Source organism: Shewanella sp. HL-SH4, from assembly GCF_051164845.1.
In the GTDB taxonomy this organism is placed as follows: domain Bacteria; phylum Pseudomonadota; class Gammaproteobacteria; order Enterobacterales; family Shewanellaceae; genus Shewanella; species Shewanella glacialimarina.
The window spans coordinates 2,382,351-2,404,588 of record NZ_CP195037.1; the positions used below are offsets into that span (position 1 = coordinate 2,382,351).

The window sequence follows — 22,238 nt, forward strand, 5'->3', positions numbered from 1 at the left end:
AACCAGTTTGTGTGGGCTGCTCCAAGACGTGTACTCCGATAGTAAATTAGCAATAGGCGAATTATGCAGGTTTACCCGGGCAATAACTTTGATCTAGGTTGTAAATTTGATGTTTGAGTGTGATAGGCGCTGCAATAACGTATTTTTTACAGCGGTAAATACTGGTAATTCATTTCATTTAACGAGTATTGCTTGATGCTATTTTAAAGTGTTGTTGACCTAAATTTCGCCCTTTGCCGTCAAATCGTGTTTCATAAAAATCGATATGGCCGTGTTTATCTTTGAGGATAATAGTGGTTGAACGGGTACCATATTGTGGGTGTTGAATAAAGATAGAAGATAAATGGCGCTCCCACTCTAAGTCTAGGCCTGTGTTAGGGAGTAAGTTGTCAGCAGGTTGTGTGGTATCTTGCATAAAGCGCTGTAATTCATTAATACTAATGTTATCGGTTTGCGCAATATACGACTGCAAAGCTTGTTGACCTAACGCCATTTTGGGCCACACATCATCCATATCACCATTACAAACAGCATGAAAGCCTTGAGTTAACTTTGTGGTAGCAGCGCTACGACTATTGAAGCAATAAAGGGTATTTTCATGTTCAAAAACTAGGTTGAATGGATTGTAATTTTGGCTATGTGCTTGCAACCATTGTGAGGTTATAGGCCAGTGGGGAGACTGTGAGTGAGAAGATGTTAGTGCGTTGATAACCAGTTCGCCCCTTGAGCGCACTCCATCCCGAAGGTCTTGAGTGCGTAAATTTGTCAGGCCAGCAAATTGCCCAGCTTGATTTACACCAAGCCAGGTTCCACCGGCTTGTAAATCTTTACCCGCCAGTATGTTTTGATCTGGAGGCCAAAAATGTGCCGGTTGAGTTGCGCGATGATGAAACTCATCTCTATTAGCACAAATGATTAAAGGATATTGAGGATGGCTTTCGATAGCGAAAAATAAAATACACATAAATTTCTCCTGTCATTTTTGCTGTTGCTAGCCGTTAGCCGACTCTAATCATTAGTGATGGTGATGAGAATGTCCACCGCTGTGTTTATGGCTATGCTGATGATCGGGTTTAAGATTTGCGATCATGCGGCTTAAAAATTTTCTTGGACCTAAACGCAGTAAGCTTGCGCCAAATAGTAAACTGATTACCACTAAGCTTAATATATTGATTGATTCAGGCAGTTGCAGCACATAACTAGAGGTTAACGCGATTTGGTCCGCCACAATAAAGGCGCTCAGTAACACTCCGCCCAGCATTAACCCTTGTTTCCAGGTCATTAATTTCAGCTGTGCTATATTGATAACCGGTGCCGCAAGTAAGCTAAATGCTACCGCGACCTGATTCCATCCGCTATAAAATAACGCTAATGCTAAAATAGCCGCTCCTAGATTACAAAAACGCATCGGAATAAAGACGAGTAGCAGAATAAACACCTGCAATGCAGGGTTTTCTAGGGGGACCGATGGGTGACCAATTAAATTGGCTAATATTAAGCTTAATATGATCCAGGGTGCACTGCGGTCGACTAAATGAGCGAAGCCAAATCGCAATGCAGAGTTGGGTAATTGTAAATGTGGATCGGTTAATGGGATTTTACTTAACGTCAGTAAACCACCAATAACGGCTAAACCGATAATTTGATATAGCGCAAACCAGGGGCCTAATAACGCCAGAGTAATAATTAAGGACTCAGGACCAGCTAGTCGTTGTAACCATCGTAACGCGAGATTTTTATGTTGAGGTTGTAGTCCTAATTTGAATCTTAGCGCTGCAAATAAATAACTTAATAGTAATACAGGTGAAATCGTTAATAGCCAGCTAACAAACTGCTCTACACCGTGAGCGTGGTTATGGTCTGAATGTGCCTGGCTGCCAGTATCCAGTAACAGCAAAAGCGCTAATAAGCCTAAACCGAGCAAACTGCCGATGCCCGCCTGGTATTGGTATTTGCCTTGTTTATCTGTGGAGTGTTCACCATGGGGCTGATGCAGCACCACATGCAAAATTGAACCTGTCACAAAAGCTTGTAAATAAACGGTATTTTCAATACTTAGTTGATGAAGTAGTTGTTCGCCAGCAAAATAACCTACCGCGGTTAATGCCATCATGGCAATCAAAACGACACTTGCCCAGCGAGTGCCAACCTGTGGTTTGAGTAACCACCAAATCGCTAATCCTACCGGTAGTCGATGTAATATCACCCCTAAAGCCAGCAGCGGAGAATTACCTTGCTGTTGCGACAACACCATAGCGCCACCGTCGGTGATGGTATGCAGCAGCAAACCCGCAATACCCAGAGTTAGCGTTATGTTGTGGGTGATCTCTGAATAGCGATGGAAAATACGTTCACTTGCGGTGGGCCCCCACAAGCCTAATACCACGAAAAGCAAGGTAATAAATCCACCGTGCTCCAACAGCTCTGGCAAAATATGGATGAGCACCAGCCCGCCTAAAGAGACGAATATAAAACCATCTAGACCTTTTTGTAATCCGCTGCCAGAAGAAAAGTAGCGGTAAAATAAAGGGCCAAATAATAAAGCGATACAACTAGCGGCTAAATAGAGCATGGGTTCCAAGCATAAATTGACAAAAAACGCAGCAGTATAGCATTTTTGTACTCTTATGTAGCTAGCGTGCAGGCATAGATGTGTAAATTACAATGGCCTGAGATAAAGGAGTTAGGCTGTAGGGTTAGTGAATCAATAAATTTGTGCTGCTTCAGGTGAGAAAAACTAATTCATTGGCTAAAAAATAATAGCGCATTTTCTCGCATCCATAAGTGACGGATTAGGTATACAATATGAGCTATTGTATTGGCTAACTAAATAGATTGTGACTTATGGATATTTTTTCTGCTGCGGTGATGTTGTTTTTAATTATGGATCCTTTAGGTAACCTGCCTATTTTTGCATCGATTTTACGCCATATTGATCCCAAGAAACGTCGCCGGGTATTAATTCGTGAATTGCTTATTGCGTTAGTGATCATGTTGCTGTTTTTGTATGCCGGTGAAGCCATTCTTAACTTCTTAAATCTGCGTTCAGAGTCGGTCAGCATTGCGGGTGGGATAATTTTATTTCTGATTGCGATAAAAATGATTTTTCCTCAGCCTGGCGGTGTTGTCGGCTTAGCTGCAGGGGAAGAACCCTTTATTGTGCCTATGGCTATTCCGCTTATGGCCGGACCGTCTATTTTGGCAGCATTGATATTATTGGCTCATACAGATAGTAGTAGAATGACTGATTGGACTATCGCCCTTGTTTCAGCTTGGGGATTAAGCGCATTTATTCTGATGTTTTATAAAGTGTTCACCCGTGTGTTGGGCGAAAAAGGCTTAACGGCTGTAGAGCGTTTAATGGGGATGGTGCTGGTGATGATTTCAGTGCAAATGTTCTTAGATGGTATTTCAAGCTACATGAACACACTGGCGCAATAACCTATCGTTTTTAGTCACTTTCTTATTTAATCTTTTTCGTTTTAGAGTTTCTACGGCAGCGGAAATTGGCTGCCGTTTTTGTTCTTTCTGCCAATATTTAAATCGTTAACAATGCGGTATACCAAAGGTTACAGCAAAATCGGTGATGTTTTACACGCTCAAACTTATTTGAACATTAATTCGTAAAAATGAGGGGCTTTTTGTTTGTACGCTAGCGGTAACAACTGTTAATCTTACGTGAATACTCTAGGGGTAAACCGAATGGAATTCACTAAAATTGCATTATTGCTAAGCATCGCATTGATGTTTGGTTGCCAAGCTAATGAAGCAAATCAACAAGCAGAGAATATTACCTCAGCAGAAGTAAGCCAACCAACAAGTGTGGGATGTGGTGCTATGCCACCTATTCGAGATAAATCAAAAATTGCCGATAATTTACGTAAACAAGGTTTGATAACCACGTCCATGAACCAACAAGAAATTGACCAAGTGGTTGCAGATTACATCAGCAAACGCCAAAAGCCGTTTGCTAAATGCCCCAAGCCGCTGACACATAAGCCTAGCGATAACTAAGGAAAGATATCGATGAACAATACTACAAAATTACCGTTAGCCGCAGCGTTAGGCCTATTGCTGACGGTAGGTGCTTCAGGCTCTATTGCTGCGCCAATAAAAGGCTCTCCGGCAGATGGCGGCGTGATTAATAAAGAACAAGTACTTTACTGGTTAATCAAACGCGGCGAAGTCGCAGACGATGCCACTGAAGAGGCTAAAAACTCAGCTGTTGAGGCATTTATTGCCCGTGGATTAAAGTCTTCATTTACGCCGTCTAAATTTGAGCTTAAGACTGAAGCTTCAATAAAAGCAAGCAAAGTTAAGCAGGCTAGAATGGAGATGCAGTCAGCTGTTATGTTGGCGGATGAAGATATCACTAAAACTGTTAAGGTATTAGGCGTGCTGGTGGACTTCCCAGACCTTCGCCATAATGATAATCGTCTAGCGAGTGCTGATACAGATATGTTCTATAGCAGCTATCCAGTATCACATTATCAAAACCTCCTTTTTTCAACTTCAGGCTTTACTGGCCCAGATGCTAATCCGGCAACGTTACAATCAGCATATCAATATTTTAAAGCGGCATCAGGCCAGTCATTTACCTTCAGTGGCAATGTGATTAATTGGGTTACCGCAGACAACAATGCCGCTTACTATGGCGGTAATGATGCTGATAACGATGATAATGATAGCGCCGTGCCTGAACTGGTAAAAGAAGCGGTCGTTAAAGCGATTGCCGGTATGTCGGATGCAGAGTTAGCGACTTATGACATTGAAGATCCATATGATTTAGACGGTGACGGTAATATCGATGAGGCTGATGGAATAATCGATCACATCATGCTATTTCACTCTAGCGTGGGTGAGGAAGCGGGTGGTGGTGTGCTAGGTACCGACGCTATTTGGTCGCATCGTTTCTTTGTTAACACCGATACCGAGGGATACAAAATCCCTGGCCGGGACATGAAGATTTACGGTTATACGGTACAACCTATTGATGCTGCTACGGGCGTATGTACGCACGAGTTTGGCCACGACTTAGGGCTACCAGATGAATATGATACCAGTAATATAGGCGATGGTTCACCTGTGGGGTCTTGGTCTTTAATGTCTGGTGGTAGCTGGACCGGCAATATTGCAGGGAGTGAACCGACAGGTTTTAGCCCTTATGCTCGCTCATATTTACAACAAAAATATAAGGGTAAATGGGTTAAAGAGCAGGAAGTGGCTTTATCAAGTATCGATGAATCAGGCTTAAGTGTTAATTTAGCCCATGCGGTAGATGCCAATAATGTAAACCAAATTTCAATACCTTTACCTATTAGCCCCGTGGAGTTTACCGCGCCTTATGCGGGAGAGTACCAATATTACTCTGGCCAAGGTGATGATATTAATCAACAAATGTCATTTAATCTCACCCTGCCTAGTGCAACACCTTTATCGTTAGCTTTCCAAGCGCATTGGAGTATAGAAGACGATTATGATTATATGCAGCTTAAAGTGAACGGTGTTGCTATTGCGGGTAATTACACTAAAGCCAGTAACCCACTTTACGGCTCGGTTAAGCATTATATTAGTGGTAAGTCGAGTGATATAGGCGCAGCTACTGGTGCAAACTCATGGATAAAGTTGAGCTATGATCTGGCAGATTTTGCCGGAAAAAATGTGACTATTTCGATGCATTATGTAACCGATACCGCAGAAGGTGATTATGGTTTTGTTGTTGATGAACTCGAGCTTACTAACAATATCAGCGTGATATATAACGATGATGCTGAAACAGCTTCTAAAATGATATTGAATGGCTTTAGTCGAGTAGATGATACACGTCCAGGCAAGGCAAGCCGCTATATCGTTCAACTAAGAAGTCATCAAGGCATTGATAAAGGTTTAGTCAGCCATGGCTATATTCCGGGAGTATTAGTGTGGTTAGAAAACTTTAATCAGGCTGATAACAATGTTTCAAATCATCCAGGTGAAGGATTAATTGGTGTAATCGATGCCGATCAAAACTTGATTGGGCAGAGTGCGACAGATACACAAATCCGTGATGCCGCGTTTAGCCAATTTGTTCAGTCAAGCTATCCAGGTGACAATCATTTATCTGCCAATAGCATGTTTGATGACAGTAACGATTACAGTGCCCCCCTTAAGCCTCAGGCGGGGATCCAGTTAACCGAACTTGGCTTAACAATGGAAGTGACGGCGCAATCAGCCAATAGCACTTCAGCTACGGTAGAATTTAAGCGTTCAAGCACGATTGTATTACCTCCCAGCCCATTGAGCGGTGATATTGTTACTAGCTTAAATGGTGCTACTGTAAGTTTTAATGCCGACATAAATGGAGGTGATGGTAATTACCAATACACTTGGACCTTTGGTGATAATCTTGGTTCCAGCAGTGTCGTTGCACCTAGCTATACTTATGCCTTATCGGGTGATTATGTTGTGAAGTTAACGGTTACAGATGGTGAAGGGAATAAGCTTGAGGTTGCTAAAACCGTTAGGGTCGTGATTTTACCTACAGCAGCTTTCAGTGCTTCAGCGACAAACTTGGTGCTTAGCATAACCAATAATTCGAGTAATGGTTTTGGTGGTTTGACTTATGTGTGGCAATTTGGTGATGGTAATAACAGCACTGCAACTAGCCCAACCCATACCTATGCTCAAGCAGGAACCTACACGATTACGTTAGTGGCGACAGATACACTTGGCAATACTCAAACGGTGACTAAGGCGATAACAGTCTCGTCACCAGTGGTGATCACCCCGCCAGTGGTTACTCCTCCGGCCGATTCTGGTGGCGGTGGTAGCTTAGGGTGGCTAAGTTTATTGGCGTTAGCTCTATGTGGAGTGCGCCGCAGAATTTAATCTGAGTTTAACCCTAATCACATGACAAAAAATACCGCCTAATCTAGGCGGTATTTTTTTATGTTTTCCGCTGCAGCAGGTAAAAATATTTCACTTACAATAAGCTCAGATGTGCCAATATGGAAGTATCGACGACGGCCCCAAAGCGTGTCGTCAACAGGTTGAGATAAGCTGGTGGCAAGTTGCGCTAAACGGCCACAGGTTTCAAACGCTGCAACTTCAATTTTTCCCGGTATGATCTCGTTATGGGTAAATAACAGTTCGCCTAATGGTCTGTTGCCCAGGTGAATAAAGTCGTACAAGGTATTATCTAATAATGCTTGTGGAATTAAGGTGCGGGCGAAAACCCAAGGAATATCGTCTAGACTGAGTAATACTTCACGCACCCAAACGGGTTCTGACTGGCTTGGAAGCTCATTTGGTAAAGGAGACAATAAATGTTCACCTAAAACCGTAACGGAGAAGTTGTTACAATGTTTTTTTAATTTTTCGGTTAAACTGCCTGTGGCTAATAACCAGTTTTTAAGCGGTGTGTGGGGAAGTGAGGCGGCTTTTTCAGGTGAATACCATAAAATTGATTCACCATAAGGAAAGCTATTACTGGTCACATTCATCAAAAACTCGTTACAATATACCTAGACCCGAGCAGTTTACCATGCTCAACAAGATGAAATACACAAAAGCGGCTATCTGCTTATTAATCACTCAAGGAGAGCATCACACTATGCAAAAATTTGTTTCAGCATGCATGCTACTGCTGTTAGTTGCATTTAACGTCCAAAGTGCTGATGAAATCAGTGAAGAATATGCTTACTATGGCTTTGAGCCTGAAATCGTCACCAATTATATTTCTAACCGTAAGAAACTCGGTTTTGTTCGTATTAATGTTGAGCTAATGGTGAAAGATCCGGCTGACCTGGTAAGTATTGAGCGCCATGATCCATTATTGCGTGCTGCCATTGTAGAAATATTAGGTAATCAGGCCGAAGATAAAGTTAAATCATTATCAGGCCGTGATGAAATTCGCCGAGAATGCTATGAGATGGTCAATCGTCTATTAGAGCAAGAAACCGGCCGCTCGCTGGTGGTTAACTTATTGTTTACGAAATATCTGTACGATTAATGCCAGTAAAATCATCTATGCAGGGCAAAACGTGCCCTGCTAAATCTTCGACTAGCAAATCCGGTGATAGTAAGTCTCTTCACCCCCGTAATCTGCATAATCAGGGCTATGATTTTACCTCTTTGGTTGCTGTATTACCCAAATTGTCCCAGTTTGTCCGCCCCAACCCCTACGGTAATATCTCAATCGATTTTGCCAATCCCGAAGCAGTAAAAACCTTAAATACCGCACTGCTAAAGCTACATTATCATATAGATAAATGGGATATTCCTGCTGGTTTCCTGTGTCCCCCTATTCCTGGGCGGGTAGATTATTTGCATTATATTGCTGATTTATTGGCGCTAAAGGGCAAAGTGCCAAAAGGGGCAAAAATACACGCTCTTGATATTGGTACTGGAGCAAATGGCATTTATCCTTTGCTTGGTATTCAATGTTATGGCTGGCAATTTACCGCATCAGATATCGATGCAAAATCATTAAGTAATGTCGCAGCAATTTGCAGCCATAACCCTGCGTTCACCTCAAAGCTTAAATTGGTACAACAAACCGATGCTAAGACGATATTTAAAGGGGTGATTAACGCAAGTGATCGTATTGATATCACTTTATGTAATCCACCATTCCATCAATCTTTAGATGATGCCATGGCTGGAAGCCAACGCAAGCTGTCGAATTTAGCCGCAAATCGCGCTAAAAAGCATTCAGTTGTTAATGCTCAAGCGGACAAGTTAGCATTAAATTTTGGTGGCCAAAAAGCCGAGTTATGGTGTGAAGGTGGCGAGATCCAGTTTTTGCGCAACATGATTACCGAAAGCTGCCAGTTTAAACATCAAGTGTTATGGTTCAGTTCACTCGTGTCTAAGTCTGATAACCTTAAACCATGTTATAAACTGCTTGAAGAATGCGGCGCAGAGACAATCAATACCATTGATATGCGTCAAGGTAATAAACAAACCCGTATTCTAGTGTGGAGTTATTTAAGCCCATCATTAAGAGAGCAATGGGCTAAGTTTCGTTTATAACAGTTCTATTCGAAAGCATAATTGATCAGCCGGTTTATATGTTCTAACGCCTGTGCCGGTTCAACGTTGGGCTAATGTATTACTGTTGTTCGCTATGGCTACGTCATATCAAACACAATATTCTCTACCCCATGGTAAACCAAAAAGTGACGGCCTTTGGCGCGGGCGATAAGGGTTATTCCTAGTTGCTGTGCCAGCTCTAATCCCATCTGTGTGACACCGCTACGAGATAACAAAATGGGAATGCCCATTTTGGCCACTTTGATGATCATCTCTGAGGTTAACCTGCCTGTGGTGTAGAAAATTTTATCATCACCGTTTTGCTGATCCATCCACATGTCCCCAGCCAATGTATCAACGGCATTATGGCGGCCAACATCTTCGACAAACGCAAGAATTTTATCATCTTGGCAAATACCGCAGCCATGTACCGCACCAGCATTTTTGTAAGTTTCGTTATAGGCGTTGATGTTGTTCAATAAGCTGTAAATGATCGACTGCTTTAGTAATGGTGCAGATAAATGAATTTCATCTAAACCTTGTAAAAAACTGCCATAAACCGTGCCTTGCCCGCAGCCCGATGTGACCGTTTTTTCAGATAGTTTAGCCGCTAAGTCATCGATGTTTTCCGTAGTGATCACCGCAGCAGAACTGACGTCCCAATCGACAATAACAGATTCTAATAAACTGATATTGCTAATAAAACCTTGGTTTTTTAAATAGCCCAAGGTTAATGATTCAGGCTTGGCGCCTAGCGTCATTAGCGTCACTATGGGTTGCCAATTCAAGTAGACCGTAAGCGGTCGCTCACAAGCAACAAATTTATCTAATGCTTCACCCCGTTCGTTATATGCCACAACGGGCAAGGTGAGGGGGACTTCAGTTTGGGTTTTGATAAATTTGATAGCTGATTTACGGGCAGATAAGTGCTCAGTCGATTGGGTCATAAGCAAGGTTTACCTTATAGGTTATTGGCTTAAATCATCTATCAAATACCGCAACCATAAATATATTGTTAGCAGCAATAATAAAAATCTATTGTTTAAGAATATCAATTTTTCTCATTTCGGCATGCAGATGTTTAGCGTTGCGTGATCCAGCGCATGTTTTGCTCAATCGAGCTATCAAAGCGTGTACTTATGTCCTACTTTTTAAATGCAGCTAGGACAATTTGTCTACCTGTTAGTGGACTTTTGAGACCCACTTCAAATTTATCCCTATAAAACATATTGGCATTGTTATTGCTGTATACAGGGTAACTATAGAGTATTTATCGCGCGCTACTGGCATTAATTAAGTGTTAAGCAACACAAAGGTGAAGCACCGTATGCAACATACCGAAAGCGTTTGGCCAATGTATGTCTCGTTAAAAAAAGTGACTAAGCAAGTCGGTCGCTGGACAACTACATGCTGGCAAATGGACCAAATGGTGCCTGCTACTCAGCCCGCCCCTGAAGGCGCGACATTAATCTTACTTGAGTTGCATCGTGATCAGCGTGGCAGTTATCGAATAAATCTTGATATGGACAATGCCATGATCTACATCGTTTGTGATGAACTTTCTGATGGAACTTGGGTGCCGGCAATGATTTCTGCTGACCAAAATGTCGGCGCAGCGTGTTTAGAGTCCGATACGCCAGTATTTAACGTGTTGATGCCTAAAGCCATCGCATGTTGGATTGAAGCCTTTATTACCCGCCATGGTGAAGTTGAAATTAGTGCCCATCGTCGCAAACATGTTAATCGTCGCAACAACGACGGCCCAAGTGCAAATCGCCCAGGAAAAATGCAATGAGTGATTTGTTAAGCCGTTGGAATCAGCGCCGCGAACAAGTTGCCAAAGAGGCTGAACAGCCAGATATTGCTCAAAATGTCGAAACAAGGTTGGAGGCAGAAGAAGACTTAAATCAAGCAGACTCAAATCTTAATGTAGAAGACGCTAATGCACTTTCAGTGCAAGAGTTACCCGATCCTGATTCGATTGAAGTGGGTGGTAGTTTTGCTAGTTTTATGGCCAAAAATGTTGATCCAGCAACTAAAGCCGCCGCATTAAAAGCACTTTGGAAGCAGCCACAATATGGTCACATTGACGGTTTGCTGGAATACGCACTTGATTATACCAATCAACCCAAATTATCGGCTGAAGTGTCAGCAGAGCTTGCAAAGAAAATATTTAAACACGTTATTGAAAAAGAAGAGTCACCCGAGGATGAACTGCTTGAAACAGCTCAGTCTGATGAGCTGAATGATTCAAGTGACCAAAAAACAGATAGGGCTAGTTCAGAAACTCAAGATACAAGCAGTGCCGATTTGGAAAATGTCGATGCTAACCAAGCATTAGTTTTAATGGAAGTGCAGTCTGATGAACAGCAATTCCATTCTTTTACTGGTGATGCGGTAAAAGTTAGCTAATTGGGGGTCGCTAATAATTAACGATTAGCAATCAATATCGCCAGATATTGCTAGTGAGAAAATAGCTCACTTAATAATAAAAATTAGGAACGCAATGAGTATGAGACAATCCCAGTTCGAGCTTAAGCAAGCTCGGCAACAAGTGATGGCGAATACCCAAATTCTGCAGAATTTGATCCCGCCTACGGTAAGTTACTCCACCCAAGGCCATGTGTTGTTCATCGGCCCTGAAGATATAGCTCGTCTTGCCGCAGACACACTTCCCATGATGGCCAGTAGAGTCATTTTGGCTAATGAATCTATTACCAGTCAAGATGAAAACTACCTTGAAAAGGTTATTAATGCCGCCGAAGGTGTTGAGAGCTTTTACAATAAACTCAAAAGTATTAAAGGTTTTTTAGGGCAGTTTCAAGTCAGTGTAGAAGCCGATGCCGGTGGTGTTGCAGAGTTAAGTGCTGTGGCGATTCGTCAGGCACATTTTGACATTATTGTAGATTTAAGTTCAGCGCCTTGTATTAACCTTGAATTACTTCCCGCAGGTTACTTCTATGTCGGTGCAGACGCCCAAAAATTAGCTGAGGCCATTGAACAAATTCCAGATTTAGTTGGTGAGTTTGATAAGCCCCGTTACGTTAAGGTGAATGCCGATATTTGCGCGCACAATCGTAATGGGATTAATGGTTGTAACCGCTGTTTAAACTTTTGTCCTGCCGATGCTATAAGCAGTATTGAACAAAAAATCGAAATCGACCCCTACCTTTGTCATGGTGCGGGCAGTTGTACAAATTTATGCCCAACAGGGGCCATAAGCTATGACTTACCCACACCTAAATCGCTACATACCTACCTTGAAAAGTTAATCAGCCGTTATCGGGCTGAAGTTCAAGTCGCGCCAGTGATTTTATTCCATGACAATATTGCGGGTAGCGACCTGATCACCGATACCTTATCGGGAGATGTACTGCCCATCGCAATGGAAGAAATTTCCGTAGCCAGTATTGACCACTGGCTCGCTGCTTTGGCTCATGGGGCACGTGAAGTATTGATTTTACATACCGATGCTACTGCGCCGACATTAACTCAAATGATGCAGGGCGAACTTAGTTTAGCCAACCGTATATTAGATGAGATGGGCCAACCACAGCGCTTACGCCTTATTTCTGCAACTGACCTTACTGAGCTTGAGCAATCGTTGGCTACGAGTATGACCTGGCCGATTATTGTGCCTATGGTCCTAGCGGTCAATGCTGATAGTCACAATACCAAACGGGATATTTTGTACCAAGCCATTGATCATCTCAACAGCCAAGCGGGTGCGATTCAAACTCAACTAACCTTAGCTAATGTGCCTTATGGTCAAGTAAAGGTGAATGTTGATAAGTGCACTTTATGTATGTCGTGTGTGTCTATCTGCCCAACACAGGCATTAAAAGATGGCGGTAACACACCGGCATTACGTTTTGTCGAGCAAGATTGTGTCCAGTGCGGACTATGTGAAAGTGCCTGTCCTGAAAGCGTGATTAGTTTAGCGTCACAAGTTAACTTTGATAGAGACAGCCGCCAAGGGCTGACAACATTAAAAGAAGAAGCCCCTTTTGAATGTATTACTTGTGGTAGCGCTTTTGCTACTCAATCAATGGTACGCAAAATGGTTGAAATGGTCGGTGCGCACAGTGCATTTAGTGCCAATATTGAACGTTTAAAAATGTGTGGCGACTGCCGCGTAAAAGACATGTTTGAAGACATTCTTCAAGATCCAGAAAAGCAATTGCGATAAGAGATCTGCTATGACCCAAATACAAAGAGAAATCAGCGAAAACGATCAATTAAGAGCCGATATTTATCAGCTATTAGCCGCATTGTTGCGTCGTCATCCTAATGCAGAGTTATTACAGTTTTTAGCTGATTTAGACGTAGATGCCGAAGAAGGTAATGCGATGAATCAAGCATGGATCGCCTTAAAAACGGTAGCGAAAAGTAGTGATGTAGAAACACTAGAAAATGAATATTTTAGTATTTTCTTGGGCGTAGGTAGCGGTGAAATTATCCCCTATGGCAGTTGGTTTATGACTGGCTCATTAATGGATAAGCCATTGGCATTATTGCGTACCGATTTGATGCAAATGGGTTTTGAGCGCGAAGAAAATGTCAAAGAGCCGGAAGATCATGTAGCCGCATTGTGCGAAGTGATGGGGGTATTGATTTTAGAAGCGCCAGGCTATCGCCAATTGGCATTTTATCAACGTCATATTGGTTCATGGATTAATCGCTTCTGTGAAGCATTAGCAAGAACGCCTAGCGCAAAGTTCTACATACCTGTAGCGCAATTAGCCAAAGCGTTTTTTGAAGCTGAAGTAAACGAATTTGACCAACTGAGTTTAGATATACCGGTGAACTGCCCAGGTAGTAAAGAGCTTGAGCCGGTTACTGATGAAGTCGTGCAAGTAAACTAATGACTTGATGGCACTCGCCATGATGTAAGTCATTTATGCTCTAAGTAATTAGGGTGATTTAAACAAGGAGAAACTATGAAGAAGCAAGCTTCCGACATGGGACGCCGTCAAATGCTAAAAGCTATAGCGTTAGGTAGCGTAGCAGGCGCGGTTGCCAGTGTGAGTACGCCAGCATTAGCGGCCTCACCCAAAGCAACAGACGAGCCATCAAGTAACAACTACAGAGAAACAGAGCATATTCGTAACTACTATGCCTCGTTAAGTAAATAACTAATAGGAGAGGGTGAAATGCGATTAACCCGTAAATCTGACACGGTCGCAAAAGCTGAAAAGCCAGGCCTAGGTCTTAACAGACGTCAGTTTCTCAAGTCGGCCAGTTTGGCGACTGGTGGAATTGCAGCAGCGTCGATGTTAGGTGCCGGCATGATGCGTAAAGCTGAAGCCAAAGATGTACCACATAACGCGCCAACTGAGGTCGTACGTACCATTTGTTCTCACTGTTCAGTGGGTTGTGGTGTCTATGCCGAAGTTCAAAATGGGGTGTGGACTGGTCAAGAACCCGCATTTGATCATCCATTTAATCAAGGTGGTCACTGTGCTAAAGGTGCTGCATTACGTGAGCACGGACACGGTGAGAAACGACTTAAATATCCAATGAAGCTGGAAGGTGGAAAATGGAAGCGGTTATCTTGGGAGCAAGCCATTGAAGAAGTTGGCCAGAAAGCACTCGATATACGTGCTGAATCAGGTCCAGATTCTATTTACTTCATGGGTAGCGCGAAATTTTCGAACGAGCAAGCTTATTTATACCGCAAATTCGCGGCAATGTGGGGCACTAACAACGTCGATCACTCTGCTCGTATTTGTCACTCTACCACGGTAGCCGGTGTTGCAAACACTTGGGGCTACGGTGCGCAAACAAACTCGTTTAACGATATCCGTAACTCAAAATGCATGATGTTTATCGGCTCAAACCCATGTGAAGCGCATCCAGTTGCGATGCAGCACATATTAATTGGTAAAGAGCGCGGTGCAAAAATCATTGTTGTTGATCCACGCTTTACCCGCACTGCGGCTAAATCTGATGAATTTGTTCATATTCGTCCAGGTACTGACATTCCATTTATATATGGTTTGCTATGGCACATCTTCGAAAACGGTTGGCAAGATGAAAGCTTCATCTCTCAACGTGTATACGGTATGGAACGTATCAAAGAAGAAGTGAAAAAGTACCCGCCTGAAGAAGTTGAGCATGTTGTTGGTGTGCCCAAATCACAAATGTACCGGGTGGCTAAAATGATGGCTGAAACCAAGCCTGGTACTATTGTTTGGTGTATGGGTGGTACTCAGCATCATATTGGTAATGCTAACACTCGCGCATATTGTATTCTTCAATTAGCCCTAGGTAATATGGGTGTTGAAGGCGGCGGAACTAACATTTTCCGTGGTCACGATAATGTACAGGGTGCCACTGATTTTGGTTTGTTATTTGATAACTTACCGGGATATTACGGCTTAACCTCTGGCGCATGGGATCACTGGGCAGGTGTATGGGATCTTGAGCCAACTTGGATCAAAGACCGTTTTGACCAAGGTGAGTACTTAGGTCAATCGCCACAAACATCAGCAGGTATTCCTTGTTCGCGTTGGCACGATGGTGTGTTAGAAGATAAAACCAAAATTGCCCAAAAAGACAATATACGTCTGGCATTTTTCTGGGGACAGTCTGTTAATACAGAAACTCGCGGCCGTGAAGTGCGTGAAGCATTAAACAAGATGGATACCGTGGTTGTTGTCGATCCATTCCCAACAATGGCCGGTGTCATGCACCAACGTCAAGATGGGGTATATCTATTACCCGCGTCTACTCAGTTTGAAACCTACGGTTCAGTATCTGCTTCAAACCGTTCATTACAGTGGCGAGACAAAGTGATTGAGCCATTATTTGAGTCATTACCTGATCATGTGATCATGTATAAATTGGCCAAAAAATGGGGCGTTGCTGAGCAGTTCTGTAAGCACATTGAAGTGAAAAATGATGAGCCTGTGATTGAAGACGTGACTCGCGAATTTAACAAAGGTATGTGGACCATTGGTTATACTGGCCAAAGCCCAGAGCGTTTGAAAATGCACCAGAAAAACTGGGGTACATTTGATGTTGATACACTAGAAGCACCTGGTGGTCCTGCGCGCGGTGAAACCTACGGCCTGCCTTGGCCTTGCTGGGGAACACCTGAACAGAAACATCCAGGTACGCAAATTTTGTACCGCACAGGACGTGAAGTGAAAGACGGTGGTGGTAACTTCCGTGCCCGTTATGGTGTTGAACATGAAGGCAATAATATTCTTGCTGAAGGTTCATTCTCTAAAGGTGCTGAAATTGAAGACGGTTACCCAGAGTTTACTGCCGACATGCTTAAACAGCTTGGTTGGTGGGATGACTTAACCGCAGAAGAGAAAAAGCTTGCTGAAGGAAAAAACTGGAAAACAGATCTTTCTGGTGGTATCCAACGTGTAGCAATCAAACATGGTTGTATCCCTTATGGTAATGCGAAAGCTCGTTGTATTGTGTGGAATTTTCCAGACGATATTCCGTTACATCGTGAACCCTTATATACCCCTCGTCGTGATTTAGTGGCTAAGTACCCCACCTATGATGATCGTATGGTTGCACGCCTGCCAACCCTTTATAAAACCATTCAAGACAAAGACTTTGCTAAAGACTATCCATTAGCTCTGACCTCTGGTCGTTTGGTTGAATATGAGGGTGGCGGTGAAGAAACCCGTTCAAACCCATGGCTTGCTGAATTACAGCAAGAAATGTTCATCGAAATCAGCCCTGCTGATGCAGCCGATCGCGGTATTCGTGATGGTGATGATGTGTTTGTTCACGGACCAGAAGGCGCGAAAATCACCGTTAAAGCAATGGTGACTCCTCGTGTGATTGAAGGCGAATGTTTCATGCCTTATCACTTTGCTGGTGTGTTTGAAGGCGAAAGCCTAGAGAAAAACTATCCAGAAGGCACAGTGCCTTACGTGATAGGTGAATCAGCAAACACTATTTTAACTTATGGCTATGACGTTGTGACTCAGATGCAAGAAACTAAGTCCAGTTTATGTCAGATAAGCAAAGCCTAACTTGATGAGGAGATAAGCCATTATGGCAGTCATGAAATTTTTGTGTGACACCAAGCGCTGCATCGAGTGTAACGGTTGCGTCACAGCATGTAAAAACGAGAACGACTCTGCTTTAGAGTGGGGTATTCAACGTCGCCGCGTGGTGACAATTAACGATGGTCTACCTGGTGAAGCGTCAATTTCAGTGGCATGTATGCACTGTACCGATGCGCCTTGTATGGCTGTTTGTCCGGCAGATTGTTTCTACCGTACTGAAGATGGCATTGTGCTTCACGACAAAGATACCTGTATCGGTTGTGGCTATTGCTTCTACGCTTGCCCATTTGGTGCGCCGCAGTTCCCTAAAAAGAGCGCATTTGGCAGCCGCGGTAAAATGGACAAATGTACTTTCTGTGCGGGTGGCCCAGAAGAAACACATTCAGATGCTGAGCGTCAAAAGTACGGTGCAAACCGTATTGCTGAAGGCAAGCTACCAATGTGTGCTGAGCTATGTTCAACAAAAGCACTGCTTGCGGGTGATGCTGGTGTGGTATCTGACATTTATCGTCAGCGTATGGCATCGCGAGGTAATCCAAATGTGATTTGGGGTTACAACCCAAAAACAGGCGAGATGATCTAAACCCACTGGATGGGCTGCACATTATTGCGGCCCAATGAGGAGTGACAATGTTAAACACATCGTTAAACAAATCACTGCAGATATTGTTTGCGTTGCTAGTGTTGGTGATAGGTATCAGTTTGGTTATGCCAAATGCTTATGCTGCTGATGATCAATCATCTAAGCAACAGGCGGCAAAAACCAGCGATGCAGATCTCTGGCGTGCAGTGAAAGCAGGTGAACCGGGATACACTACCGATACTGGCTTAGAAGCTAATGTGTTAATTAACAAAGCTGGTAATGAAGGCAAAGAGCTACGCAATACTTACCTCAAACCCGCAATTGTTTTAGCTGTGTTAGGTGTATTTTCTGCGTTCTTAGTGTTTTACTTGGTAAATGGTCCATCAAAATTATCCCATGGTTTTTCAGGAAAATTGCTAGAAAGATGGACAAAAGCTGATATTTTGCGGCATTGGATTATGGCAATTACTTGCTTAACCCTTATGCTAACAGGCATTTTTATTATGCTTGGTCGCCACTTTATCGCGCCATATGTGGGTGAAGGTTTATGGGCAGGAATTATTGCCACCAGTAAATTTATCCATGACTGGTCAGGACCGATTTTTATCGTGTCTTGGTTGATGTGTGTTATCAAGTGGATGCCATTACAAACCTTTAAATTATATGATTTAAAATGGTTTTTAGTGGTCGGTGGTTACATTAATTTTGGTCCGTTTAAAGGCAAACATCCAGACAGTGGATTTGCTAATGCGGGTGAGAAAATGTGGTTTTGGACCTTAGTTATCTTTGGTTTATTGCTCAGCATTAGCGGATTAATGCTAGTACTGCCTAATCTTGATTTACCACGTGAAGCCTCTATCGTTGCGTTACTAGTACATGGTGTCAGCGCCGCCGTTCTCATCGCTTTTACCATAGTACATATATGGATGGCGACAGTACTTAGTGAAGGTGGCATGGAGTCTATGGTGTCAGGCTACTGTGATGAAAACTGGGCAATCCAGCACCACAACTTGTGGTATGACGAAATCAAAGCAAATGGGTCATTGAAGTACAAAAAATAAGGTTAACAGGCACTGTTTAGATGCTGCTGTGTTAATGTTATTTGCCAAAAACACCTTACTGGGCAACCAGTAAGGTGTTTTTTTATGTATATGTAGTCTAATCTTGTTATGTAATGGAGCTAGCATTTACCATTATCTGAGCTCGGTATTATTTAAAATAAATATCCTGTTTTGAAAATGAGAGAATTTAAATGGACTTTAATTTACAGTGTATTGGGAAATTATTATTTTTTTGCAGCCTGTGTGGCTTTATGTTTGCCCCATTGGCCGTTGCTGCAGATAAATTCATCATCAATCATTCGGATTCAGCACGCGATCATCGCTATCAATACCCCTATGAACTATTAGCGTTAATTATTAAAGAGACCCAAGATGATTTTGGCGATGCCTCTATTGATGTGACTAATATTGTGATGAGTCGCAATCGGATATTGAGGTCATTAAAAGAGGGCGAAACCATCAATGTTATGGCTGAGGCACCAAATCATAAATGGGATACAGAGTTAATTGTAATTCCAATCCCTATCCGTAAGGGAGTTCAAGGATTAAGAGTGTTTATTATCAAACATGAAAATAAGCATCTGCTGGCTAATATTGATTCACTCGCACAATTGATGACGCTGCAAACTGGCTCGGGTAGTCAGTGGTCAACAAGAGTCGCAATGAAACAGGCGGGATTTGATGTGGTTGAAAGCCCTCAATATGATAGTTTGTTCAATATGCTGTCAAAAAATCGTTTTGTCACCTTTGGGCGAGGCGTTAATGAGGCATATAAAGAAGTAGAAATTTTTCACAATCTTTATCCGGAGCTTATTGTTGACGAACACATACTGCTAAATATTCCGCTAGCAACTTACTTTTATGTATCACCAGCAACACCCAGGTTGGCAGAAAGAATTAAGGTAGGTTTACTGAGACTTATTGAAAATGGTCAGTTTGATCAACTGTTTTATCAATGGCACTGTCAATCTTTAATGCAGGGCCAATTGCACAAGCGGCGGGTGTTTAAAATTACTAACCCTTTGGTTACGGAATCACAAATGACATCGATTACGGGGGAGGATTTTTTATTTAACCCTAGTGTAGACGTACAATCAATCTGCCAAAAATATCTTTAGACATCTTTCTCAATAATAAAACAGAGAGTCAGGTTTAAGTGACTCTCTGGAGTATTTTTATGTGTTTATTATCAGTGAGCTAATAAATTGTTAACTTAGACAGTTACCAAGCCATGTCTAGAATTTGACGGCTCACGGCTAAGTCCACTTTGCCTGATTCAGATAAGGCAGTCATACCGTGTGCTTCTAGTGCATTAATAACCGTATCGATTTGTGCCTTTTCAACACCATGATCACGTAAACGAGTTTTTAAACCAACCTGTTGGAAGAAGGCTTCTGTTTTGACAATCGCTTGTTCAACGCGGCTATCTTCATCACCTTCGGTAATGTCCCACACACGTTCTGCATACTGTAATAACTTAGCCTGTTTTTGCGTTTTCAATACACGCCAAACTGACGGTAATACCACGGCTAAGGTTTGCGCATGGTCAATGTTAAATATCGCCGTAAGCTCATGGCCTATCATGTGGGTAGTCCAATCAAATGGCACACCCACACCAATCATACCGTTCAAGGCTGACGTGGCACTCCACATTAAGTTAGCGCGCGCTTCATAATTGGTAGGCTCTGCCACTGTAATAGGGCCAATTTCAATTAAGGTACGCATAATGCCTTCAGCGGTGCGATCTTGCACTCGGGCATCAACAGGGTAAGTCGCATATTGCTCAAGTACATGCACAAAGGCATCTACCACACCATTAGCCACTTGAATTTTAGGTAAGCTAAAGGTTAACTCAGGGTCTAGCATCGCAAATGTTGGATAAACACTTGGGTGATTTACCGGGAATTTGCCGCCTTTATAGCTTACAACTGCAAAGGCATTCATTTCTGAACCTGTCGCAGGCAAAGTCGCAATCACGCCTAATGGAATCACTTTATCTTCAGCAACAGGCACTGGGGCAAAACCATGATGAAGTAGGCTAGCAGTGTCACCTTCAAACTGGATAGCTAGGGCAATAAACTTAGTGCCGTCCATCACTGAACCGCCGCCAACAGCCAATAAAAAGTCGATGTTTTCTTTACGCGCCACTTCAACCGCTTGCATTAATGTGTCGTACTTAGGGTTGGCTTCAATACCACCAAATTCAATAACAGTGCGATTACCTAGTGCCGCTTTTACTTTGTCTAGCGTCCCGAAACGGACAACGCTGCCACCGCCATAGGTGATAAGCACTTTGGCATTAGCGGGTACCAGTTGGTCTAATTCTGCAATACGGTCTTTACCGAAAACAACATGGGTAGGATTACGATAATTAAAATTCAGCATATGATGTTACCTTAATTTTTCGAACCAATAAAAAGGGTGCAGGTTCGTGAGTTCAATAAATTGCCCGCGTTAATCAAAATCATTAACGGCTTATTGGCGCGATAAAGTTGATGGGGTAATGATAGGCTTCTGGCCTAAAATAAACAGACACATAACTATCAGCTTTATGCCTATTCCTACCTTATTTACTGTTAAAGTATGTTCTGGTGGTTTTTTTAATGCATTTTTCTGCTTTATTGGTAAAGTGCTTCAATAAGGTAAACGGCAGGGCAATCGATATGACAGACACCGCAATATTAATGGCACAACTCGCACCTAAAGAAGGTGTTAATAAAACCCATTTAGCAGGCGTGCATGTATTTAGGGGCTCACAGTATGGCGCGCGCGGCCCTATGTGTTATTCGCAAGGCATGTTGTTTGTAGGTCAAGGTAAGAAACGGCTTTATTTAGATAATCAAACCTTTGACTATGACAGCGAGAATGCGTTAGTCATGACGGTGCCGTTACCGGTTGAATGTGAAACCTTTGCCAGTCCAGAAGAACCGGTTTTGGTATTAATGGTCGATATTGATTTGGTGCAACTGAATCACATTATTCGCTTAATGGATGAGCATAATCAAATACCCAAAAATTTGAATGAGTCGCGTCAATCGGGATATTTTGTGGCACCGACCACAGAAGAGATGGACTGTAGTGTGTTTAGACTATTACAGGCATTACAATCACCACTAGAAGCCAAGGTGATGGGTGAAGCATTAGTGCTTGAGCTGTTATATCGCTTACTTGAAAGCCCAAATGCCGCACCGTTATATGCATTATCGCTTAGCCACACCCGCTTAGCGCGAGTAGAGAAGGCGTTAAGCTATATTCACCGACATTATGGCGAGTCAGTTGAGGTAGATACCTTAGCGGGATTGGTGAACATGAGTCCGTCGGCATTTCACCGTTGTTTTAAAGAGGTGACCGCATCGTCGCCTATTCAGTATTTAAAGAAAATTAGACTCACCCGAGCCAAAGAGTTATTACAAGCACAAAAACTGAAAGTAAAAGATGTGGCAACCCAGGTGGGCTATGAAAGTAGTACACAATTTAGCCGCGAGTTTAAGCGTTACTTTGCCCAAAGCCCTGGTGAGTGTGCAAGGCTGTAACTCAATTCTA

General features: G+C 42.8%; 20 protein-coding genes. 15 read left to right on the forward strand and 5 right to left on the reverse strand.

The window, feature by feature from the left end:
• Nucleotides 1-178: 178 nt before the first annotated feature.
• Both ACRWQL_RS11405 and ACRWQL_RS11410 read right to left on the reverse strand, forming a co-directional pair.
• Nucleotides 179-964 carry an NRDE family protein gene (locus ACRWQL_RS11405; protein WP_434950045.1) on the reverse strand — a complete coding sequence of 262 codons (786 nt, stop codon included), beginning with the start codon at nucleotides 962-964 and terminating at the stop codon, nucleotides 179-181.
• Between the two features lie 51 nt (nucleotides 965-1,015).
• Nucleotides 1,016-2,572, reverse strand: coding sequence for a metal transporter (locus ACRWQL_RS11410; protein ID WP_434950047.1), 1,557 nt, complete (start codon nucleotides 2,570-2,572; stop codon nucleotides 1,016-1,018).
• Nucleotides 2,573-2,844: 272 nt separating this feature from the next.
• Between ACRWQL_RS11410 and ACRWQL_RS11415 the strand changes: the two genes are divergently transcribed.
• From ACRWQL_RS11415 to ACRWQL_RS11425, 3 genes are all read left to right on the forward strand, one after another.
• Nucleotides 2,845-3,441: a YhgN family NAAT transporter gene (locus ACRWQL_RS11415; RefSeq protein WP_226412348.1), complete on the forward strand. Its 597-nt coding sequence runs from the start codon at nucleotides 2,845-2,847 to the stop codon at nucleotides 3,439-3,441.
• 261 nt (nucleotides 3,442-3,702) lie between these two features.
• Nucleotides 3,703-4,014: a hypothetical protein gene (locus ACRWQL_RS11420; protein WP_434950049.1), complete on the forward strand. Its 312-nt coding sequence runs from the start codon at nucleotides 3,703-3,705 to the stop codon at nucleotides 4,012-4,014.
• A 12-nt stretch (nucleotides 4,015-4,026) separates the two neighbouring features.
• Nucleotides 4,027-6,867, forward strand: a complete 2,841-nt coding sequence (locus tag ACRWQL_RS11425; protein WP_434950051.1) for an immune inhibitor A domain-containing protein — start codon at nucleotides 4,027-4,029, stop codon at nucleotides 6,865-6,867.
• Between the two features lie 38 nt (nucleotides 6,868-6,905).
• Here the strand turns inward: ACRWQL_RS11425 and ACRWQL_RS11430 are convergent, their stop codons facing one another.
• Nucleotides 6,906-7,481, reverse strand: coding sequence for a chorismate--pyruvate lyase family protein (locus ACRWQL_RS11430; protein ID WP_434950053.1), 576 nt, complete (start codon nucleotides 7,479-7,481; stop codon nucleotides 6,906-6,908).
• Nucleotides 7,482-7,591: 110 nt separating this feature from the next.
• Here ACRWQL_RS11430 and ACRWQL_RS11435 point away from each other — a divergent pair, with 110 nt between their 5' ends.
• Both ACRWQL_RS11435 and rlmF read left to right on the forward strand, forming a co-directional pair.
• Nucleotides 7,592-7,990, forward strand: a complete 399-nt coding sequence (locus ACRWQL_RS11435; protein WP_434950055.1) for a flagellar basal body-associated protein FliL — start codon at nucleotides 7,592-7,594, stop codon at nucleotides 7,988-7,990.
• Nucleotides 7,990-9,012 (forward strand): 23S rRNA (adenine(1618)-N(6))-methyltransferase RlmF, encoded by a 1,023-nt coding sequence (gene rlmF / locus ACRWQL_RS11440; RefSeq protein ID WP_434950057.1) that lies wholly within the window; start codon nucleotides 7,990-7,992, stop codon nucleotides 9,010-9,012. The genes ACRWQL_RS11435 and rlmF overlap by 1 nt, the downstream gene beginning before the upstream one ends.
• A 98-nt stretch (nucleotides 9,013-9,110) precedes the next feature.
• Here rlmF and ACRWQL_RS11445 read toward each other — a convergent pair whose 3' ends face one another.
• Nucleotides 9,111-9,959 (reverse strand): formate dehydrogenase accessory sulfurtransferase FdhD, encoded by an 849-nt coding sequence (locus tag ACRWQL_RS11445; RefSeq protein ID WP_434950059.1) that lies wholly within the window; start codon nucleotides 9,957-9,959, stop codon nucleotides 9,111-9,113.
• 380 nt (nucleotides 9,960-10,339) lie between these two features.
• Here ACRWQL_RS11445 and ACRWQL_RS11450 point away from each other — a divergent pair, with 380 nt between their 5' ends.
• From ACRWQL_RS11450 to ACRWQL_RS11490, 9 genes are all read left to right on the forward strand, one after another.
• Entirely contained in the window at nucleotides 10,340-10,807 is a 468-nt protein-coding gene (locus ACRWQL_RS11450) for a DUF3305 domain-containing protein (protein WP_434950061.1), read from the forward strand.
• Entirely contained in the window at nucleotides 10,804-11,424 is a 621-nt protein-coding gene (locus ACRWQL_RS11455) for a DUF3306 domain-containing protein (protein WP_434950063.1), read from the forward strand. The genes ACRWQL_RS11450 and ACRWQL_RS11455 overlap by 4 nt, the downstream gene beginning before the upstream one ends.
• A gap of 94 nt (nucleotides 11,425-11,518) precedes the next feature.
• Nucleotides 11,519-13,201, forward strand: a complete 1,683-nt coding sequence (locus tag ACRWQL_RS11460) for a 4Fe-4S binding protein (RefSeq protein ID WP_434950065.1) — start codon at nucleotides 11,519-11,521, stop codon at nucleotides 13,199-13,201.
• 10 nt (nucleotides 13,202-13,211) lie between these two features.
• Nucleotides 13,212-13,877 carry a TorD/DmsD family molecular chaperone gene (locus ACRWQL_RS11465; RefSeq protein ID WP_434950067.1) on the forward strand — a complete coding sequence of 222 codons (666 nt, stop codon included), beginning with the start codon at nucleotides 13,212-13,214 and terminating at the stop codon, nucleotides 13,875-13,877.
• A 75-nt stretch (nucleotides 13,878-13,952) separates the two neighbouring features.
• Entirely contained in the window at nucleotides 13,953-14,147 is a 195-nt protein-coding gene (locus ACRWQL_RS11470) for a formate dehydrogenase (RefSeq protein WP_434950069.1), read from the forward strand.
• 18 nt (nucleotides 14,148-14,165) lie between these two features.
• Entirely contained in the window at nucleotides 14,166-17,015 is a 2,850-nt protein-coding gene (locus ACRWQL_RS11475) for a formate dehydrogenase subunit alpha (RefSeq protein WP_434950071.1), read from the forward strand.
• Between the two features lie 22 nt (nucleotides 17,016-17,037).
• Nucleotides 17,038-17,634 (forward strand): formate dehydrogenase FDH3 subunit beta, encoded by a 597-nt coding sequence (gene fdh3B / locus ACRWQL_RS11480; RefSeq protein ID WP_434950073.1) that lies wholly within the window; start codon nucleotides 17,038-17,040, stop codon nucleotides 17,632-17,634.
• Between the two features lie 47 nt (nucleotides 17,635-17,681).
• Nucleotides 17,682-18,695, forward strand: coding sequence for a formate dehydrogenase subunit gamma (locus tag ACRWQL_RS11485; RefSeq protein WP_434950075.1), 1,014 nt, complete (start codon nucleotides 17,682-17,684; stop codon nucleotides 18,693-18,695).
• 251 nt (nucleotides 18,696-18,946) lie between these two features.
• On the forward strand, nucleotides 18,947-19,813 hold the full coding sequence (locus ACRWQL_RS11490) for a hypothetical protein (protein WP_434950076.1): 867 nt from the start codon (nucleotides 18,947-18,949) through the stop codon (nucleotides 19,811-19,813).
• Between the two features lie 103 nt (nucleotides 19,814-19,916).
• Here ACRWQL_RS11490 and ACRWQL_RS11495 read toward each other — a convergent pair whose 3' ends face one another.
• Nucleotides 19,917-21,080: an iron-containing alcohol dehydrogenase gene (locus ACRWQL_RS11495; protein ID WP_434950078.1), complete on the reverse strand. Its 1,164-nt coding sequence runs from the start codon at nucleotides 21,078-21,080 to the stop codon at nucleotides 19,917-19,919.
• Between the two features lie 278 nt (nucleotides 21,081-21,358).
• On the opposite strand from ACRWQL_RS11495, the gene ACRWQL_RS11500 reads away from it, so the two are divergent.
• Complete coding sequence (locus ACRWQL_RS11500) at nucleotides 21,359-22,228, forward strand: AraC family transcriptional regulator (protein ID WP_434950080.1); 870 nt, start codon at nucleotides 21,359-21,361, stop codon at nucleotides 22,226-22,228.
• Nucleotides 22,229-22,238: the final 10 nt, after the last annotated feature.

Coding starts and splice junctions, on each gene's coding strand:
- ACRWQL_RS11500 (WP_434950080.1), top strand. CDS start 21,359: ATGACAGACACCGCAATATTAATGGCACAACTCGCACCTAAAGAAGGT.
- ACRWQL_RS11425 (WP_434950051.1), top strand. CDS start 4,027: ATGAACAATACTACAAAATTACCGTTAGCCGCAGCGTTAGGCCTATTG.
- ACRWQL_RS11405 (WP_434950045.1), bottom strand. CDS start 964: ATGTGTATTTTATTTTTCGCTATCGAAAGCCATCCTCAATATCCTTTA.
- ACRWQL_RS11475 (WP_434950071.1), top strand. CDS start 14,166: ATGCGATTAACCCGTAAATCTGACACGGTCGCAAAAGCTGAAAAGCCA.
- ACRWQL_RS11465 (WP_434950067.1), top strand. CDS start 13,212: ATGACCCAAATACAAAGAGAAATCAGCGAAAACGATCAATTAAGAGCC.
- rlmF (WP_434950057.1), top strand. CDS start 7,990: ATGCCAGTAAAATCATCTATGCAGGGCAAAACGTGCCCTGCTAAATCT.
- ACRWQL_RS11450 (WP_434950061.1), top strand. CDS start 10,340: ATGCAACATACCGAAAGCGTTTGGCCAATGTATGTCTCGTTAAAAAAA.
- fdh3B (WP_434950073.1), top strand. CDS start 17,038: ATGGCAGTCATGAAATTTTTGTGTGACACCAAGCGCTGCATCGAGTGT.
- ACRWQL_RS11435 (WP_434950055.1), top strand. CDS start 7,592: ATGCAAAAATTTGTTTCAGCATGCATGCTACTGCTGTTAGTTGCATTT.
- ACRWQL_RS11485 (WP_434950075.1), top strand. CDS start 17,682: ATGTTAAACACATCGTTAAACAAATCACTGCAGATATTGTTTGCGTTG.
- ACRWQL_RS11455 (WP_434950063.1), top strand. CDS start 10,804: ATGAGTGATTTGTTAAGCCGTTGGAATCAGCGCCGCGAACAAGTTGCC.
- ACRWQL_RS11445 (WP_434950059.1), bottom strand. CDS start 9,959: ATGACCCAATCGACTGAGCACTTATCTGCCCGTAAATCAGCTATCAAA.
- ACRWQL_RS11420 (WP_434950049.1), top strand. CDS start 3,703: ATGGAATTCACTAAAATTGCATTATTGCTAAGCATCGCATTGATGTTT.
- ACRWQL_RS11415 (WP_226412348.1), top strand. CDS start 2,845: ATGGATATTTTTTCTGCTGCGGTGATGTTGTTTTTAATTATGGATCCT.
- ACRWQL_RS11495 (WP_434950078.1), bottom strand. CDS start 21,080: ATGCTGAATTTTAATTATCGTAATCCTACCCATGTTGTTTTCGGTAAA.
- ACRWQL_RS11410 (WP_434950047.1), bottom strand. CDS start 2,572: ATGCTCTATTTAGCCGCTAGTTGTATCGCTTTATTATTTGGCCCTTTA.
- ACRWQL_RS11470 (WP_434950069.1), top strand. CDS start 13,953: ATGAAGAAGCAAGCTTCCGACATGGGACGCCGTCAAATGCTAAAAGCT.
- ACRWQL_RS11490 (WP_434950076.1), top strand. CDS start 18,947: ATGTTTGCCCCATTGGCCGTTGCTGCAGATAAATTCATCATCAATCAT.
- ACRWQL_RS11460 (WP_434950065.1), top strand. CDS start 11,519: ATGAGTATGAGACAATCCCAGTTCGAGCTTAAGCAAGCTCGGCAACAA.
- ACRWQL_RS11430 (WP_434950053.1), bottom strand. CDS start 7,481: ATGAATGTGACCAGTAATAGCTTTCCTTATGGTGAATCAATTTTATGG.